Raw genomic sequence first — 16529 nt, 5'->3', positions numbered from 1 at the left:
GTAAACCGCCCACTCCTTAAGATCAGCGCGCACGATCCACAACATATGCAGCAATCCAAGCCCGAGAACCACATAGGCAAGACGATGTAATTTCTTCCAGCTAGACCCCAAACGCCGCTGACTATAGCGATTTGAGGTCACCGCCAAGGCCAATAAACACAGAAACCCAAGCGTCCCGACAATAATGTACGGCCGTTTGCGCAACTCGACACCCAACTGCGACCAATCAAAGCCGAGGATGAACGCCGTATACCCACTCAAATGCAAAACCACATAAGCGAAGCACCACAACCCCAGTTGCCGCCGGACAGCAACCCACCCCGCCCAACCGGTAAGCTTCTGCACAGGTGTCATGCTTAACGTAATGATCAGCAGGACAAGCGTCCCCAGCCCCAACCGGTCAACCAGCACCTTGCCCGGATCAGGCCCCAGCACATCCTCCCAGGCCTGATACAACCAAAGCAGCGGCCAGACCGCTGCAGCTATAAAGACGCCAATTCGCCAAAACGGAAATCGCATCAGTAGTTCTTCCGCAAATCGAGCCCTGTATATAAGGAGGCGACTTCATCCGAGTAGCCATTGAACATCTGCGTGTCCCGCACATTGGGCTTGAACAGCCCGCTCGGCAAACGCCGCTCACGCGCCTGAGTCCAACGCGGATGGTCGACCGCAGGATTTACGTTCGCATAAAAACCATACTCATCCGAGGCAATGCTCTGCCAGGTGGTTTTCGGCTGCTCACTCACCAAACTGATCCGCACGATGGATTTGATGCTCTTAAAGCCGTATTTCCACGGCACCACCAAACGCAGAGGCGCGCCGTTCTGATTAGGCAGCTCCCGCCCGTACATACCCACGGCAAGAATCGCCAACGGATTCATCGCCTCATCCAGACGCAGCCCTTCCACATATGGCCAATCGATCAAGGCAAAACCGGAACGTTGCCCGGGCATGCTCTTGGGATCTTCCAGGGTTTCGAAGCGAATGAATTTGGCTTTGGAAGTCGGTTCGACTTCCTTGAGCAGGGCCGAGATGGGAAACCCGATCCATGGAATAACCATCGACCAAGCCTCCACACAGCGAAGACGGTAGATGCGCTCTTCCAACTGATAAGGCTTCATGAAGTCTTCCAGTGCGTACCGTCCCGGCTTGCCCACCTCCCCGTCCACCACCACACTCCAAGGTTCGGTTTTCAGCGCGCCGGCGTTGGCGGCAGGATCACCTTTATCGGTGCCGAACTCATAGAAGTTGTTGTAATGGGTTGCGTCCTTGAATGGCGTGATCGCCTCATCCTTGACGTTGACCGCCCCCCATTTGGTAGCAGGCAGTTTTTCGGTAAACCAGGAAGGCGCCGTGCCAGGCTCGACATCCGCATAACGCGCAGCATCTGCAGCACTGACCCAACGCGGCAGGCTGCTCACGGCCAAACCGGCAACGGCGGCACCGAGAACATTGCGACGAGATAGATAGAAGGATTCAGGCGTGACGTCCGACTCATGGCAGTCAGACGTTTTGGGGATTTTGATCAGCATGACAACTCCGCAGCATTGGAGGACAGATGCACCCATAGACTGCGGAGTATGAGGGAAATTACATCACTCGGCGTTTTTGTGCCGACGAAGACGTAACAGATATTGAACCGGGCCAGAGGCTGCATAAGCGAGGAAAACCAGCAGCAGGATGCGCGGCGGATCACTGAACACTACGGCAAACACCAACACCACCGCGAGGATGGCCACGAAAGGTACACGTCCCTTCAAGTCCAGCTCCTTGAAGCTGTTGTACTTGATGTTGCTGACCATCAGCATGCCGGCGGCAGCGACCATCAGCGCAACCAGGAAGGACATCTTCGAGCCCTGAATGCCGTAATCACTGAACGCCCAGACGATGCCTGCAACCACACCAGCAGCAGCCGGACTGGCCAGACCAATGAAGTAGCGCTTGTCCGCAGTGCCGACCTGGGTATTGAAACGCGCCAGACGCAACGCCGCACCTGCTACATAAATGAAGGCAACCATCCAGCCGACCTTACCCATATCGCCCAAGGCCCAACCGAACGCCAGCAATGCCGGCGCGACACCAAAGGCGACCATGTCCGACAACGAGTCGTACTCGGCACCGAAGGCGCTCTGGGTATTGGTCATACGGGCAACGCGACCATCGAGGCCGTCGAGCACCATCGCGACAAAAATCGCGATCGCTGCAAAAGCAAAATACTTGCTTGCACCTATCGAATCACCGGCACTCAAGGCGCTCTGGGCGCTCATCGAGTTGATGATGGAATAAAACCCTGCGAACAGATTCGCAGTGGTAAACAGATTCGGCAGAAGATAGATACCACGATGCCGGACTTTACGACCTTCAGCGTCATGCCCTTCCTCGATGTGCTCATCGATGGGCAGCAGGCTTTCGGCGTCAGAAGCCTGGTTTGGCTCTTCGGGACGTTCGCTCATGGACATTACCTTGCAACGGGGTGGAAAGTTTGGACAGGTGTCTGGGACGACGGTTCGGCCGCAAACGATGCAGCTTTATACCAGAACCAGCCACCCAAACGAAAAAACGCGGCCTAGGCCGCGTTTTTTTTGTACAAGTGCGCGACTTAGTTTTTAGCTTTGTCGACGATCTTGTTGGCACCGATCCACGGCATCATGGAGCGCAATTGCTCGCCGATGATTTCGATACCGTGAGCGGCGTTGTTACGACGCTTGGCGGTCATCGAAGGATAGCCGGTAGCGCCTTCGCTGATGAACATCTTGGCGTATTCGCCGTCCTGAATACGTTTCAGGGCGTTGCGCATGGCCTGACGGGATTCGGCGTTGATCACTTCCGGACCCGTCACGTACTCGCCGTATTCAGCGTTGTTGGAGATCGAGTAGTTCATGTTGGCGATACCGCCTTCGTACATGAGGTCAACGATCAGCTTCAGTTCGTGCAGGCATTCGAAGTAGGCCATTTCCGGCGCGTAGCCAGCTTCAACCAGGGTTTCGAAACCGGCTTTAACCAGTTCAACGGTACCGCCGCACAGAACGGCTTGTTCGCCGAACAGGTCGGTTTCAGTCTCGTCCTTGAAGGTTGTTTCGATGATGCCGGTACGACCGCCACCAACGCCAGCGGCGTAGGACAGTGCAACGTTTTTGGCGTTGCCGGAAGCATCCTGATAGATAGCGATCAGGTCAGGGATACCGCCGCCTTTGACGAATTCGGAACGCACGGTGTGGCCCGGAGCTTTCGGCGCGATCATGATCACGTCGAGGTCAGCGCGCGGAACAACCTGGTTGTAGTGGATCGCGAAGCCGTGGGAGAAGGCCAGGGTGGCGCCTTTCTTGATGTTCGGCTCGATTTCGTTCTTGTACAGAGCGGACTGGAACTCGTCCGGGGTCAGGATCATGACCAGGTCGGCAGCCGCAACAGCGGAAGCAACGTCGGTCACTTTCAGGCCGTGAGCTTCGGCTTTGGCAACAGTCGCCGAACCTTTACGCAGACCAACAGTAACGTCAACGCCGGAGTCTTTCAGGTTGCACGCTTGAGCGTGGCCCTGGGAACCGTAACCGATGATGGCAACTTTCTTGCCCTGGATGATCGACAGGTCGCAGTCTTTTTCGTAATAAACTTTCATGAAATTCCCCTATATATCCAGGCCGTTCAGGCCATTCGCTAATTTGGTTTAGATGCTGAGTACTTTGTCGCCGCGGGCAATACCGGTTACGCCGCTGCGGACGGTCTCCAGAATCGAGGCGGTGCCAATGGACTGAATGAAGCTGTCGAGCTTATCGCTGGTACCGGTCAATTGAACGGTATACACGCTAGCGCTGACGTCAACGATCTGCCCACGATAAATATCGGTAGTGCGTTTGATCTCGGCGCGCTGGGCACCGGTAGCCTTGACCTTGACCAGCATCAGTTCGCGCTCGATGTGAGCACTCTCCGACAGGTCGACCAGCTTGACCACTTCGATCAACTTGTTCAGGTTTTTGGTGATCTGCTCGATAACTTCATCGTGACCAACCGTGGTCAGCGTCAGACGCGACAGGGTCGGGTCTTCGGTAGGTGCCACGGTCAGGCTTTCGATGTTGTAGTTGCGCTGCGAGAACAGGCCGACTACACGAGACAGAGCACCCGGTTCGTTTTCCAGAAGCAAGGAAATAATGTGCCGCATGATTATGTACGCTCCGTCTTGCTCAGCCACATATCGCGCATGGAGCCGTCTTTGATCTGCATCGGGTAGACGTGCTCGCCAGCGTCGACTTTGATGTCGATGAACACAAGGCGATCCTTCATGGCGAACGCTTGCTCCATCATCGGCTTCAAATCTTTCAAATCCGTGATGCGCATACCGACGTGACCGTAGGCTTCAGCCAACTTGACGAAGTCCGGCAACGATTCCATGTAGGAGTGTGAGTGACGCGCGCCATAGCTCATGTCCTGCCACTGACGGACCATGCCGAGCACACCGTTGTTGAGCAGGATGATTTTCACCGGCAAGTCATGCTGCAAGCAGGTCGACAGCTCCTGGATATTCATCTGGATGCTGCCTTCACCGGTCACACACGCCACATCAGCGTCCGGGAAGCTCAGTTTCACGCCCATTGCTGCCGGGAAACCGAAGCCCATCGTGCCCAGACCACCGGAGTTGATCCAGCGATTTGGCTTGTTGAAGCGGTAGTACTGCGCCGCGAACATTTGGTGCTGACCCACGTCGGAAGCCACATAGGCATCGCCCTTGGTCACTTCGTACAGAGTTTCAATCACGGTCTGCGGCTTGATGATGCTGCCGTCACCCTTGTTGTAAGGGAACATGTCGCGATCACCGCGCCACTCTTCAACTTGCTTCCACCAGGCAGCGACCGAGTCCTTATTAGGGGTCTCGCCGATTTCCTTGAAGGTAGCGACCATTTCGGTCAATACACTTTCCACCGGACCTACGATAGGAACGTCGGCCTTGATGGTCTTGGAGATCGAAGCCGGGTCGATATCGATGTGGATGATCTTGGCACTTGGGCAGAACTTCGACGCGCCGTTGATAACACGGTCATCGAAACGCGCGCCGACTGCCATGATCACGTCCGCATGGTGCATCGCCAGGTTGGCGGTGTAGCTACCATGCATACCGAGCATGCCAAGGAACTGGCGGTCGCTACCCGGATAGGCGCCAAGGCCCATCAAGGTATTGGTGACCGGCGCGTTCAGCAGTTGCGCCAACTCGGTCAACGGCTCGGAGCCGTTACCCAGAATGACGCCACCGCCCGCATAGATGATCGGCCGCTTGGCCGCCAACAGCATTTCCACGGCTTTGCGGATCTGCCCCGAGTGACCACGGACCGCCGGGCTGTAGGAACGCAGCTTGGCTTTTTTCGGAAAAATGTATTCGAATTTCTCGGCCGGGTTGGTCATGTCTTTCGGAATGTCGACAACGACAGGACCAGGACGACCGGACTGCGCCAGGTAGAAGGCCTTTTTCATGACTTCCGGGATTTCCGACGCGTGCTTGATCATGAAGCTGTGCTTCACGATCGGCCGGGAGATACCGATCATGTCGGTTTCCTGGAATGCATCGGTGCCCACCATGGTGCTAGGCACCTGGGCGGTCAGGATCACCATCGGGATCGAGTCCATGTACGCGGTGGCAATACCGGTAATCACGTTGGTCGCGCCGGGACCTGAAGTCACCAGTACGACGCCAGCCTTGCCGGTTGCGCGCGCATAGCCGTCAGCCATGTGAGTGGCAGCCTGCTCATGACGTACGAGAATATGTTGAACGGCTGGTTCTTTGAACAGCGCGTCATAGATATGCAATGCGGCACCACCCGGGTACCCATAGATATACTTGACGCCTTCGTCACGCAAAAAGCGGACGATCATCTCACCGCCAGATAAAAGCTCCACGTTGTTCACCTCTAAAACGCCAGAATACCGCCCACATAACAGAGGACGGGTCTTAATAGGTTTACTTCTCAGCAGAGCATGAGCGACGGTGGTCGCCGACTACGTCAGCACTGACTGAGCAAGTATTGGGATCGTCCCAAGTGTTGCGGGCCTTTCCCACCCAGCGCGAGGTAACGCGTTGCGGGTGTAACAGGTCGGCGCGGATGTGCGCCTCATGATCTGCTGAGCGGGCCTGCTTCTGGCAGTCCCTCTACAGCGGACTTTGGATTCTTCTGTTTCGTCCTCTCCAAGTCAAGTCGTCTATGTGCTTTATTGAAGTAAGCACATGAGAAAGCAAGAAAAAACCGCTAAACAGCAACTGTGTTAGCTTCAATTGCGCAACCTATGACAAGGAAAAGGCATGCGAACGATCTTCTTCACGATCAGTCTGTTGATCAGCCCTTTATGCATGGCAGGTCAAATCTACAAATGGGTCGACGCCCAGGGCGTTACCCACTTCGACGCCCAGCCGCCCCAAGGCCGGGAAGCCACCACCGTGGTCACGCCCTCCTCGCCTGCCAGCAACCAGTCCCCACCGCCACCCAGCGGTGCCATTGGCGATCAACAGGCCATCGACAAAAAAGTGAAAAAGCAGGTCAGCGAACAGCAAGCCCAGCTAAAGGCATTCTGCGAACAGGCGCGGACGAACCTGGCTCAACTGCAGAACAATCCGCGAATACGGGAGGATGTCGAAGGCGAGATGCGCCGCCTGACCGACCAGCAGCGGCAGGAGCGCATTAGCGAAGCACAGAAACAAATTGCGGATAACTGCCAGTAGACGACTGTAGAAGCCGAGCTTGCTCGCGATGAGGGCAAAACATTCAACAGATCTGCTGACTGTTGCACCGCTATCGCGAGCAAGCTCGGCTCCTACAAAGGATCGGATTCAGCGAGAGGCGGTGATCAGCAGATCGAACTCTTTGAGCAAGATCTGCAGTTGCCGATCCCTGCCTTGAACATTGCGGGCGGCGAAGACCATTTCGGCCATCTCCTGAATTCCCGAAGCGTTTGGCAAGGGCAGATCCTGCTCGAGGATCACCTTCATCCGCGGAAGGAAGATCCATTGCAGCCACTGCTCGAAATCCAGCGTATCGACCGAGAATGGTTCGACACTGGAAAGCGCTTCGGCGGAGGGCGAGACCTCGTCCCACCAACCCTGAACCCGCAGCTCGCGCTCGATCAATAGCAACTGTTCGGCAATCTTCGGAAAGCGCGCATCCATCACAGCGAAACCTTGGCCTTCTGACGGGCCAATGCTGCACCAGCAGAATCACCCTGTTTCTCACGCGCCTGAGCGATCAATCCCCACAGGCTGGCCTGAAGTGCCGGACGACCGTTGGCGAAGGTCAGGCCACGACGAGCAAACTGCTCGGCTTGTGGCGCATCGCCTTGAGCCATACGCACCTGAGCCAGACGATAAAGCACTTGCGGCTCACGCGGCGCAACACGCTGGGCGCGCTCGAGGCTGGAGGAAGCCCCGTTGAGATCACCGCTCGCCTGTTGTTGCTGAGCGGTAGTCAGCAAGGCCAGAACCGGACCGTCCAATTGCTCGTCGGCAGACAAGCCACCGGAACTCGCCGAAGGAATCCCGCTCGGCGTCGACGGCATGCTGTAGCTGCCCTGATTGACCGGTGCCGACTGGACCGGCGCGGTATCGATCGGCCCCGGGGTAATCGGGCCTGGCGTGATCGGCGCAGTGCTGATCGGTGCCGACGTCACCGCCCCGCCACCTGGCACCATCACGACGACGCCGGTATCACCTTGTGGAATTGCCTGTGTCTGGGCTTGCGCAGGACGTTTAGTCGTCGTCTGACGGAAACCGCCATTCGCCGAAACCCGTTCACTGTTCGAAACGGCGCTACCGGAATCCACAACCGGAATCGACCCGCGTTGTACGGAGGAGCAACCGCTGAGCAAAGCCACGGCGGTAACCGCTGGAATCAACCACTTGTTCACTTGAAACCCTCTTTGCTTAATTCATCCAGCCCTTGACCCAATCCATCACCGTTTCGCCGGAAACAGGGCTTTCGCCACCGCAAGCGGCACCGGGAGGCGGTTCGCTGCCGCGAATATACGGCATCTGCACGGCACCTGGGCAGTTGGCATCAGAGCCTTGTCCGGTACGCGAATCGACCCAGGCCTGAACAATGTTGTCTGGCTGCGGCATGTCCAGCGGCAACGGATCGGCCTTGCGCATGAAACTGGTCCAGACCTGTAGCGCACCGGTGGCGCCGGTGAACGGAGTCTTGCCGTTGTCATCGCGACCCAGCCAGACCACTGCCAGCAGGTCCTGACTGAAACCGGCAAACCAGCTGTCCCGCGAATCGTTACTGGTGCCGGTCTTGCCGGCCAGGGTCAGGGTTTTGGGCAACACGTTGTAAACCGAACTGCCGGTACCTTCCCGCATGACCCGCTGCATGGCGCTCTGGATCAGGTAAATGGAGGCCGGATCGAAACGCTGCTGAATCTGGAACGGATAACGCTTGAGCGGTTCGCCTTCAGCGGTCAATACGCTACGGATCCCGCGCATCGGCGTATTGAAACCACCGTTGGCCAGGGTCTGGTACATCGTCGCCACTTCGATCGGGGTCAGACCGCCAGCGCCCAACAACATCGACGGGAACGCCGGAAATTCGCGACTCACACCGAGACGCGCCAGGGTCTTGAGGACATTCGGCACGCCCACTGCCAACCCGAGACGCGCGGTCGACAGGTTGTAGGAATGCGCCAGGCCCTGATACAGGAACACGGTGCCATGGGAACGGCGATCGTAGTTCTGCGGTTTCCAGACTTGACCGTCCGCGCCTTTGACCGAGAAAGAATCGTCCGACAGCCAACTGGTCAAGGTGTACTGGCTCGGCTTCTCAAGGGCTGTCAGATAAACCGCCGGTTTGATCAAAGACCCGATCGGTCGTACAGCGTCCAGCGCACGGTTGAATCCGGCAAAACTCGCCTGACGACTGCCGATCATGGCCTGGACTTCACCGGTTTCCGGGTTGGTCACGACCATGGCCGCTTCAACCTCATCGGAACCCTTGCGTCCGGAGAGTCTCTTGAAGGTGTCGTTGACCGACGCTTCGGCTTTCATTTGCAGGATCGGATCGAAACTGGTGAAGATCCGCAGACCTTCTTCGGTCAAGTCTTCGTCGCGATAGTCTTCGCGCAGCTGACGCTTGACCAGATCGAGGAAGCCAGGGAACGAGCTGTCCGCCAGCTTGCCGCGAGTCGTCACGCCCAGTGGCATGTTCTTCGCGGCAGCCACTTGCTCGGCGGTGGCAACGCCTTGTTGCTCAAGTACATCGAGCACCAGATTGCGCCGTTCCAGCGCCCGTTCAGGGTTGCGACGCGGGTTGTAATAGGACGGCCCCTTGACCATGCCCACCAGCATCGCGACTTGATGCAGTTTCAGCTCGGACAACGGTTGCCCGAAGAAAAACTGGCTTGCCAAGCCGAAGCCATGCACTGCGCGCTGACCATCCTGACCGACGAACACTTCATTGAGGTAAGCCTCAAGAATCTCTCGTTTGTCGTAATGCAGCTCAAGCAACATCGCCATCATGGCTTCGGTGAGTTTACGGGTCAGGCTGCGTTCGCTGGTCAGGTAGAAGTTCTTGACCAACTGTTGTGTCAACGTACTGCCGCCCTGGGTCATCTTGCCGCCAGAGGTGTTGACGTAGACGGCGCGGGCAATCGACTTGGGCGACACGCCCCAGTGGCTATAGAAATCCCGGTCTTCCACCGCAACCAGGGTTTCCAGCAGGTAGGGCGGGACCTGATCGATTTTGATCAGAATGCGATCTTCGAGATTCTTCGGGTAAATCCCGCCGATCAGCAGCGGCTCAAGGCGCACCACAGAAAGCTTCGAACCGTTCGTCGCCGAGAGTTCGGCCACGTAGTCGCCGGAGAAGCGCACACGCACAGGCTGAGGTTTCTCCAGGCCTTCATAGAACTGGAAGCCACGGGTATTCAAGTCGACGGTGTTGCCACTGACCGCTGCCGCGCCGGGGCCATTGCTCACGGCTTCGCGTCGGTAGCCCAAGGCGTCGAGCTCGGTGAGGAAGTCTTCCTTGCTCAACTTTTGGCCGGTAAACAGCTCGAGCGGGCGCGCGTACACCTTGGCCGGGATGGTCCAGCGCTTACCGGAGAACTTCTCCTGGACGATCGCGTCGAGGTAAACCGCGAATCCGGCGAGCACCACCAGGCCGACCAGACTGAGTTTAAGGGCCCAGCCCAGCCAGGGGCGCAGGCCCTTGGAAGGTGGTTTTTTTGGGGTGCGGGGGGATCGAGTACGAGTCATGGCGGCGGATTATACGCACTTTATTCATACTCAACAGGAGCCCTCCGAGGTTTGCGTCAGACGGACTTGCGGCCATAATGACGGCCGTGAATTTTCCCCAGACTCTGAAGGATCGCCTGTGAGCCAGTCCCTGATCGCTGCCCTGCAAAACCCGGCCCTCTACCCGCATCCCGTAGACGGGTTCCAGGTCATCGAAACCCATATTTCCTGGGTAATCCTCACTGGCCCCTTTGCTTATAAAGTGAAGAAGCCCGTGAATTTCGGCTTCCTGGATTTCACCAACCTCGACGCTCGCAAGCATTTTTGCGGGGAAGAGCTGCGTCTTAACCAGCGACTGACCAACGATTTGTACCTCGAAGTATTGCCCATCACCGGCAGCGCCGAAGCGCCACAATTGGGCGGCGAGGGTCCGGTTGTCGATTACGCACTGAAGATGCGTCAATTCCCACAAAGCGGGTTACTCAGCACCCTGCAAGCCAATGGCGAATTGACCACTGCTCACATCGACGAGATGGCCGCGCAGATTGCCCAATTCCACCTCAGCGCACCGAAAGTGCCTGCCGAACACGAAGCCGGCACTCCGGATAGCGTGATGGCACCGGTACGCCAGAACTTCGAGCAGATCCGCCCGTTCCTCAGCGACAAGGCCGATCTGCTGCAACTGGATGCGCTGCAAGCCTGGGCTGAAAGCAGCTTCGAACGCCTCAAGCCACTGTTCGCCCAGCGCAAGACCGAAGGTTTCATCCGCGAATGCCACGGTGACATCCACTTGGGCAACGCCACCGTGATCGACGGCAAGGTCGTGATCTTCGATTGCATCGAGTTCAACGAACCGTTCCGCTTCACCGACGTTTACGCCGACACCGGTTTCCTGGCGATGGACCTGGAAGACCGTGGCCTGAAAAGTCTGGCGCGTCGTTTCATCAGCCAATACCTGGAATTGACCGGCGATTACCAGGGTCTTGAGTTGCTGAACTTCTATAAAGCCTACCGCGCACTGGTTCGCGCCAAGGTCAGCCTTTTCAGCATGCCAGCCGAGGCCGACCCGGTGCAGCGAGCCACCACCCTGCGCCAGTACCGCAACTACGCCAACCTGGCGGAAAGCTACAGCACCATTCCTTCGCGCTTCATGGCCATCACCCACGGTGTTTCTGCCGTCGGCAAGAGCCACGTGGCCATGCGTCTGGTGGAAGCGTTGGGCGCCATTCGCCTGCGTTCCGATGTAGAGCGCAAACGTCTGTTCGGCGAACAAACCGTGCCAAACGACCCTCAGGCCGGCATCTATAGCGCCGACGCCAGCGCCGCCACTTACACCCGCCTGCATGAAATTGCCGCCGTGATCCTGCGTGCTGGCTTCCCCGTGGTGATCGATGCGACGTACCTCAAACGCGACCAGCGTGACGGCGCAGCGAAAATTGCCGAAGCCACCGGCGCGCCATTCCTGATCCTCGATTGCAATGCGCCGCAAGCAGTGATCGAGAGCTGGCTGGCCCTGCGTCAGGCAGACAAAAAGGACCCGTCCGACGCCAACCTGGTGGTTATCGAAGCCCAACAAGCCACTCGAGAGGCTCTGACGCCAGCAGAGATTCTCTGCAGCAAACGCGTTCAGACCAATGAAAGCGGAACCCTCGACACCGTCGTTGCACAGATTCGCCAGCGCCTGCCGGGCCTGTAAGAAACTATTTCAGCCGTGAAGCCTTCGCCGGCTTCACGGCTGCCAAATAGTGGCACTATACTGGCGTCATAAAACCAACAGGTGATCTGACATGAGCCAGCCGAAACTTCTCGACACCCCGCTTTATGCGTTGCTGCACAAAGACGACATCACTGGCTTCAACAACGAGCGCCCAAAAGACGGACCTATCGACATGGTCGGTGGCGATTTCCGGGGGCTGGATCTGCGTGAACTGAACGCCGACGGCGTCGACTTTACCGATGCCTATTTCCGCTCCGCCGACTTGCGCGGCATCGACTTTCGCAACGCCTCCCTGGAAGGCGCGAGCCTTGCTCATGCACAGATCTCCGGCGCCTACTTCCCGCCAGAGCTGAGTGCTGACGAGATCCTGATGTCGATGAATTTCGGTACACGCCTGCGTTATCGCACCCGCTAAAAGCGACTTTTAACTGACTCGTTCGGCGCCCCCGCATTGCGCTGAACGTAGGCATATTTTGCCCGGAATCCTGATTCCACTGCCCTCTCCTCCTCCGCGCTCGCGGACTTTCACGCAGCTTTAAGACTTCGCTTCTTAGAAGCTTTTGCGTCGAAACCGACCAAACAATCACGCTTTTCCTACTGATGGCTACACTCCTGAGAAGCTCGCCCACGCACCGTTCGGCCGTCGCAAGGAGGCTTGATGAATGATGAACTGCAGCACCTGAAGAATCTTGGCAAGACGTCGGCGCAGTGGCTGCATGCCGTGGGCATCCACAGCGCCTCGGACTTGCGTCGCCTGGGAGCGGTGGATGCTTATCGGGCCGTGCGCACGCGCGGGTTTCGGGCGTCCAAGGTGTTGTTGTATGCCATCGAAGGTGCCCTGATGGATGTGCACTGGAATGACATTCCCGCCGAGCGCAAGGACGCCTTGAACAAACAGCTGGAAGCTATCTCGTCACGTCACAAGAACTGAACGGACGCAGCAGCCATGTACCTACTTGGGGAACAACCGGCTTACGCCGACGCGCTGATCAACCGACTGCAACATATTCCCGTCCGGCTGCTGGAAGGTTTGATGCCGTGCGGACCGACCCTGGAATTTTCAGCCGTCGATGATCTGGCAGCCCTGTTACCCGGCAATCAACTGTTTGTGTTGAAAAATGGCCTGCTGCATGGGTGCATCGACGAGCGGGCATTGTTCTATCTGCACGAGGGAGATCTGATCGGCTTGCGTCAGGGTACAGAGCTGCCGCGCTGCCGCTTTCGCAGCGATAGCCCTTTGGCACTGACGCCTTATCTGCGATCCGAGGTTTTTCAGCATATCTACGCCGACCCGGAGCGTTCGGAACTGTTCCTTCAATACATGGCCGGTCAGTCGGCCCTGCTGTCCGACGCCGTCGCCCGCCTGAAACAACCCGAGTTTCGAAGCACCAATGGTTTTCAGCGCGTGGCCAGTGGCGAAGTGTTGATCCGTCAGGGCGATGAGCCGGATCACGTGTTCGTCATCATCGATGGCCATGCCGAAGCCTTTGTCGACGGCTATAAAGTTGGCGATATACCCAAGGACGAGATTTTTGGCGCCATGGCGGTGTTTACCGGCGAGAAGCGTAATGCCAGCGTGATCACCAGCGAACCCAGCACTGTCATGCTGATTCCCAAGGATCAGTTTCTCAGCCTGACCCAAAGCAATCCGAAGATCGCCCATAGCCTGATCGAGAGCATGGCCCGACGTATCGACCTGCTGAACAAGCAGATCATTCAACTGAGCTCGCTCAACCGCACAGGCTGAAACCCAATGATTACGGGGGTTTCCAGCGAACGGAAAGCACATCTCAAAAAATCGAGAGCTCAGCGGTTGACTTGGTAATGAGAATCGCTATGATTACCACAACTGGTCGCGAGACTGGTCGATATTTGAAAAGCCCTTGGTTCGGACTCTCAGATATCTCCTCATCAGGCTAATCACGGTTATTTGACCCGGCTCTTGCCGGGTCTTTTTTTTGCCTGGAGAAAAGTCGTTCGATCACTTGCCAAATTGCTTACGCATTTGCGCGCAGTAATCCTGCGGCGGCGTGGCAGGCGTGTACCAGACGTAATCAGCCATGACCGGTGTGACCTCGCTACCCTGCTCCGCCAGCATCAACACCACAGGCGCCTGAGGCTCTCCCAGATCAAGCACATGAATCGGCACGCCGACATCCTTGCGCGCATGGTAAGCACCGGCAAACAGCAGTGAAGGCGTGGGTGCCGCCAGCAGGCGCTCGGCCATCCGTCGGTCACGTTGCTGCTGAACCGCCAGCATCGCCGGCATCTGCGATTGAGGCAGCAGACCACAGTGGGAGTCGCTGACTTGCTTCAGTAGCTCGTCCTTGACTGAAGCTGCGTTGGAGCGCGAACCACTCAATGTCGGAGGATTGGCGTAAACGGCACGGACTTCAAGCATGTCCAGATTGGCTGCCAGCAACGGGTATGGCTGGGGCAGCGCGAAGCGAACGATCGGCCCGTACAGATTCCAGTCCCAGCCAGACTGCCAGGCCAATGCACCGGGCAAATCCGTCGGTGGTGTCGGGGAGTGACGAACGTCATCGACACGCGACTGTTGATCCGGCGTGAGCATTTCCAGCAGCAGACTGCCTTGAGGTCGCCGCTCACCCAGCGACTGCAATAACCACAACTGCAGTTCATGGTGATCGCGATTGTCATGTTGCTCGCCCACGATCAGCCTCGAGGGCTTTTCCAACCGTTTAACCAGTTCCTCTGCCGTGAGGGCCTGACCGCTGCGTAAGTCCCGGATCTCGCCGACAACCGGCGGCGGAGTCGAAACATGCTGACAAGCACTCAGCAACAGCAAGGTCAGCATTAAAATCCCACGCATGTCTTCACTCCATAAAAAACTCAGCGGGCGATGATCAGCGGATGCCCACGTTCCGGGTGCTGCTGCACGAGCACTTCCAGCCCGAACACTGCCTTCAGTGGTTCCGGGCGCAACACCTGCTCCGGCGTATCGAGTGCCACAGGGCGTCCGCCTTCGAGCAGTAACAGACGATCACAATAGCGCGCTGCCAGGTTCAGATCATGCAGGATCACCAGCACCGCCGCGCCTCTATTGGCGAACTCGCGCACGGCTTGCAACGTGGTGTGCTGATGAAGCGGGTCGAGCATCGACGTTGGCTCATCGAGCAACAACGTTTGCCCTGCTTCGCCCGGCCAGAGCTGCGCCAGAACCCGCGCCAGATGCACCCGCTGACGTTCGCCACCGGACAAGGCCAGATAGCTGCGGCCACTCAAATGTCCGGCATCGGCAGCGTGCAATGCGGCAGCGACGATCTCGTCATCGCGGACCCGACCGCTTTGATGGGGCAAGCGGCCCATGCCGACCACCTCTTCGACACGAAAGGCGAAGTCCAGGGTCGACACCTGCGGCAATACCGCCAAGCGCTGCGCTCGCGCCGTCCCCGCCCAGTCGCTCAACTCGCGCTCGTCGAGCCAGACGCTGCCATGATGAGCCTGTAATTCGCCGCACAAGGCGCCGAGCAAAGTGCTTTTGCCGGCGCCATTCGGCCCCAGCACGCCGAGAACTTCGCCCGGTTTGAGCTCAAGCGTGACGTCCGTCAGGACAATCTTTCGGCCCCGACGGATTTGCAGATTTTGCGTTCGCAACATCAGGCACGCCCTCTGAGCAATAAATACAGAAAGAACGGCGCACCGATGAAAGCCGTGACAATCCCGATCGGCAATTCGGCCGGCGCCAGGGCCAGTCGCGCCACTAGATCGGCAAACAACAAAAGACTGGCACCCGCCAATACTGACGCTGGCAATAGCACACGATGATCCGGCCCGGCCAGCAGTCGCACCAGATGCGGCACCACCAGACCCACAAACCCGATCATCCCCGCTGCGGCCACCGCGGCACCGACACCCAACGCCGTGCAAAACACCAATTCGCGCTTGAGCCCTTCGACGTCGATGCCCAGGTGACCGGCCTCCGACTCACCCAGCAACAACGCATTCAAGGCTTTGGCCCGGCGCGGCAGCCACAGCGCCACGCCGGCACTGATCAGCAGTAGCGGCCAGAGCCGCGAATAGCTGGCGCCATTGAGGCTGCCCAGGTTCCAGAACGTCAGGGTGCGCAGCGTCGCGTCATCCGCCAGATAGGTGAACAGCCCCACGGTGGAGCCGGCCAGCGCAGTCAACGCAATACCGGCCAACAGCATGGTCGCGACATGGGTCTGCCCATTGCGCCGGCCCAGTCGATACACCAACGCCGTCACGCCGAGCCCGCCGAGAAACGCGCACAGCGATAACAGATACGGCCCGAAGGATTCAGGCAGACCGCCGAACACAGAACCACCGACGATCGCAATTGCTGCGCCCAATGCCGCGCCGCTGGAGACGCCGACCAGCCCCGGATCGGCCAGAGGATTTCGAAACAACCCCTGCATCGCCACTCCGGACAGTGCCAATACACCCCCCACAGCCAAACCCAACAAGGTTCGCGGCAAACGAATCTGCCCGAGGATCAGCTCGGCCTGCTCCAACCCGTCGGGCGCGATCGGCACCCCCACCAGCCGCAGGGCTGCACGCAAGGTGTCGAACAACGGCAAGCTCACCGGCCCAAGCGCCAACGACAGCCAGATGGCCAGCACACACAGCAGG

General features: G+C 58.1%; 17 protein-coding genes (1 of these 17 only partly in view). 5 read left to right on the top strand and 12 right to left on the bottom strand.

The window, feature by feature from the left end:
- The 6 genes from msrQ to JFU47_RS21945 all read right to left on the bottom strand — a co-directional run.
- Window positions 1–519 carry the 5' portion of a protein-methionine-sulfoxide reductase heme-binding subunit MsrQ gene (gene msrQ, locus JFU47_RS21970; protein ID WP_201185641.1) on the bottom strand. The gene continues 102 nt to the left of window position 1, outside the view, so the window shows 519 of its 621 coding nt (coding positions 1–519); it begins with the start codon at window positions 517–519; its stop codon lies off the left edge, out of view.
- The gene (gene msrP / locus JFU47_RS21965; RefSeq protein ID WP_201185640.1) at window positions 519–1532 is read right to left on the bottom strand and encodes a protein-methionine-sulfoxide reductase catalytic subunit MsrP; all 1014 of its coding nucleotides are present in this window, start codon (window positions 1530–1532) and stop codon (window positions 519–521) included. The genes msrQ and msrP overlap by 1 nt, the downstream gene beginning before the upstream one ends.
- Window positions 1533–1595: 63 nt before the next feature.
- Window positions 1596–2453, bottom strand: coding sequence for a CDP-diacylglycerol--serine O-phosphatidyltransferase (gene pssA / locus JFU47_RS21960; RefSeq protein WP_056746100.1), 858 nt, complete (start codon window positions 2451–2453; stop codon window positions 1596–1598).
- Window positions 2454–2599: 146 nt separating this feature from the next.
- Window positions 2600–3616, bottom strand: a complete 1017-nt coding sequence (gene ilvC / locus JFU47_RS21955; protein ID WP_007948647.1) for a ketol-acid reductoisomerase — start codon at window positions 3614–3616, stop codon at window positions 2600–2602.
- 48 nt (window positions 3617–3664) lie between these two features.
- On the bottom strand, window positions 3665–4156 hold the full coding sequence (ilvN, locus tag JFU47_RS21950) for an acetolactate synthase small subunit (protein WP_003176102.1): 492 nt from the start codon (window positions 4154–4156) through the stop codon (window positions 3665–3667).
- 2 nt (window positions 4157–4158) lie between these two features.
- Window positions 4159–5883, bottom strand: coding sequence for an acetolactate synthase 3 large subunit (locus tag JFU47_RS21945; RefSeq protein WP_140893792.1), 1725 nt, complete (start codon window positions 5881–5883; stop codon window positions 4159–4161).
- A 400-nt stretch (window positions 5884–6283) separates the two neighbouring features.
- Here JFU47_RS21945 and JFU47_RS21940 point away from each other — a divergent pair, with 400 nt between their 5' ends.
- A complete protein-coding gene (locus JFU47_RS21940; protein WP_140893791.1) occupies window positions 6284–6700 on the top strand; it encodes a DUF4124 domain-containing protein in 417 nt (138 codons plus the stop codon).
- Window positions 6701–6808: 108 nt separating this feature from the next.
- On the opposite strand, the gene JFU47_RS21935 is transcribed toward JFU47_RS21940, so the two are convergent.
- Genes JFU47_RS21935 through mrcB form a run of 3 tightly spaced genes read right to left on the bottom strand, consistent with a single transcriptional unit; the run spans window position 6809 to window position 10219 of the window.
- Window positions 6809–7144: a YqcC family protein gene (locus tag JFU47_RS21935; RefSeq protein WP_201187308.1), complete on the bottom strand. Its 336-nt coding sequence runs from the start codon at window positions 7142–7144 to the stop codon at window positions 6809–6811.
- Entirely contained in the window at window positions 7144–7878 is a 735-nt protein-coding gene (locus tag JFU47_RS21930) for a tetratricopeptide repeat protein (protein WP_140681138.1), read from the bottom strand. Before JFU47_RS21930 ends, JFU47_RS21935 begins: the two co-directional genes overlap by 1 nt.
- Window positions 7879–7894: 16 nt before the next feature.
- Complete coding sequence (gene mrcB / locus JFU47_RS21925) at window positions 7895–10219, bottom strand: penicillin-binding protein 1B (protein WP_140681135.1); 2325 nt, start codon at window positions 10217–10219, stop codon at window positions 7895–7897.
- A 118-nt stretch (window positions 10220–10337) separates the two neighbouring features.
- Here mrcB and JFU47_RS21920 point away from each other — a divergent pair, with 118 nt between their 5' ends.
- The 4 genes from JFU47_RS21920 (at window position 10338) to JFU47_RS21905 (ending at window position 13662) form a co-directional block, all read left to right on the top strand.
- Complete coding sequence (locus JFU47_RS21920; protein WP_201185630.1) at window positions 10338–11894, top strand: AAA family ATPase; 1557 nt, start codon at window positions 10338–10340, stop codon at window positions 11892–11894.
- 91 nt (window positions 11895–11985) lie between these two features.
- On the top strand, window positions 11986–12330 hold the full coding sequence (locus tag JFU47_RS21915; RefSeq protein ID WP_008015079.1) for a pentapeptide repeat-containing protein: 345 nt from the start codon (window positions 11986–11988) through the stop codon (window positions 12328–12330).
- A 243-nt stretch (window positions 12331–12573) separates the two neighbouring features.
- Window positions 12574–12846 (top strand): TfoX/Sxy family protein, encoded by a 273-nt coding sequence (locus tag JFU47_RS21910; protein ID WP_003228231.1) that lies wholly within the window; start codon window positions 12574–12576, stop codon window positions 12844–12846.
- A gap of 15 nt (window positions 12847–12861) precedes the next feature.
- Window positions 12862–13662: a Crp/Fnr family transcriptional regulator gene (locus JFU47_RS21905; protein ID WP_123367830.1), complete on the top strand. Its 801-nt coding sequence runs from the start codon at window positions 12862–12864 to the stop codon at window positions 13660–13662.
- Window positions 13663–13896: 234 nt separating this feature from the next.
- On the opposite strand, the gene JFU47_RS21900 is transcribed toward JFU47_RS21905, so the two are convergent.
- Genes JFU47_RS21900 through JFU47_RS21890 form a run of 3 tightly spaced genes read right to left on the bottom strand, consistent with a single transcriptional unit; the run spans window position 13897 to window position 16519 of the window.
- Window positions 13897–14748 carry a ChaN family lipoprotein gene (locus JFU47_RS21900; RefSeq protein ID WP_201185627.1) on the bottom strand — a complete coding sequence of 284 codons (852 nt, stop codon included), beginning with the start codon at window positions 14746–14748 and terminating at the stop codon, window positions 13897–13899.
- Window positions 14749–14768: 20 nt separating this feature from the next.
- Window positions 14769–15536 (bottom strand): heme ABC transporter ATP-binding protein, encoded by a 768-nt coding sequence (locus JFU47_RS21895; RefSeq protein WP_201185618.1) that lies wholly within the window; start codon window positions 15534–15536, stop codon window positions 14769–14771.
- Window positions 15536–16519 (bottom strand): FecCD family ABC transporter permease, encoded by a 984-nt coding sequence (locus tag JFU47_RS21890; protein ID WP_161990846.1) that lies wholly within the window; start codon window positions 16517–16519, stop codon window positions 15536–15538. The genes JFU47_RS21895 and JFU47_RS21890 overlap by 1 nt, the downstream gene beginning before the upstream one ends.
- Window positions 16520–16529: the final 10 nt, after the last annotated feature.

Origin of the sequence: Pseudomonas sp. TH39(2020), from assembly GCF_016650715.1 — a bacterium.
GTDB classification, from domain to species: Bacteria; Pseudomonadota; Gammaproteobacteria; order Pseudomonadales; family Pseudomonadaceae; genus Aquipseudomonas; species Aquipseudomonas mandelii_C.
Note: the sequence above shows the minus strand (reverse complement) of the source record. Positions and strands in the feature narration are given on the sequence as shown.

Coding starts and splice junctions, on each gene's coding strand:
- JFU47_RS21915 (WP_008015079.1), top strand. CDS start 11,986: ATGAGCCAGCCGAAACTTCTCGACACCCCGCTTTATGCGTTGCTGCAC.
- JFU47_RS21940 (WP_140893791.1), top strand. CDS start 6,284: ATGCGAACGATCTTCTTCACGATCAGTCTGTTGATCAGCCCTTTATGC.
- JFU47_RS21895 (WP_201185618.1), bottom strand. CDS start 15,536: ATGTTGCGAACGCAAAATCTGCAAATCCGTCGGGGCCGAAAGATTGTC.
- JFU47_RS21910 (WP_003228231.1), top strand. CDS start 12,574: ATGAATGATGAACTGCAGCACCTGAAGAATCTTGGCAAGACGTCGGCG.
- mrcB (WP_140681135.1), bottom strand. CDS start 10,219: ATGACTCGTACTCGATCCCCCCGCACCCCAAAAAAACCACCTTCCAAG.
- msrP (WP_201185640.1), bottom strand. CDS start 1,532: ATGCTGATCAAAATCCCCAAAACGTCTGACTGCCATGAGTCGGACGTC.
- JFU47_RS21935 (WP_201187308.1), bottom strand. CDS start 7,144: ATGGATGCGCGCTTTCCGAAGATTGCCGAACAGTTGCTATTGATCGAG.
- ilvN (WP_003176102.1), bottom strand. CDS start 4,156: ATGCGGCACATTATTTCCTTGCTTCTGGAAAACGAACCGGGTGCTCTG.
- ilvC (WP_007948647.1), bottom strand. CDS start 3,616: ATGAAAGTTTATTACGAAAAAGACTGCGACCTGTCGATCATCCAGGGC.
- JFU47_RS21900 (WP_201185627.1), bottom strand. CDS start 14,748: ATGCGTGGGATTTTAATGCTGACCTTGCTGTTGCTGAGTGCTTGTCAG.
- JFU47_RS21905 (WP_123367830.1), top strand. CDS start 12,862: ATGTACCTACTTGGGGAACAACCGGCTTACGCCGACGCGCTGATCAAC.
- pssA (WP_056746100.1), bottom strand. CDS start 2,453: ATGAGCGAACGTCCCGAAGAGCCAAACCAGGCTTCTGACGCCGAAAGC.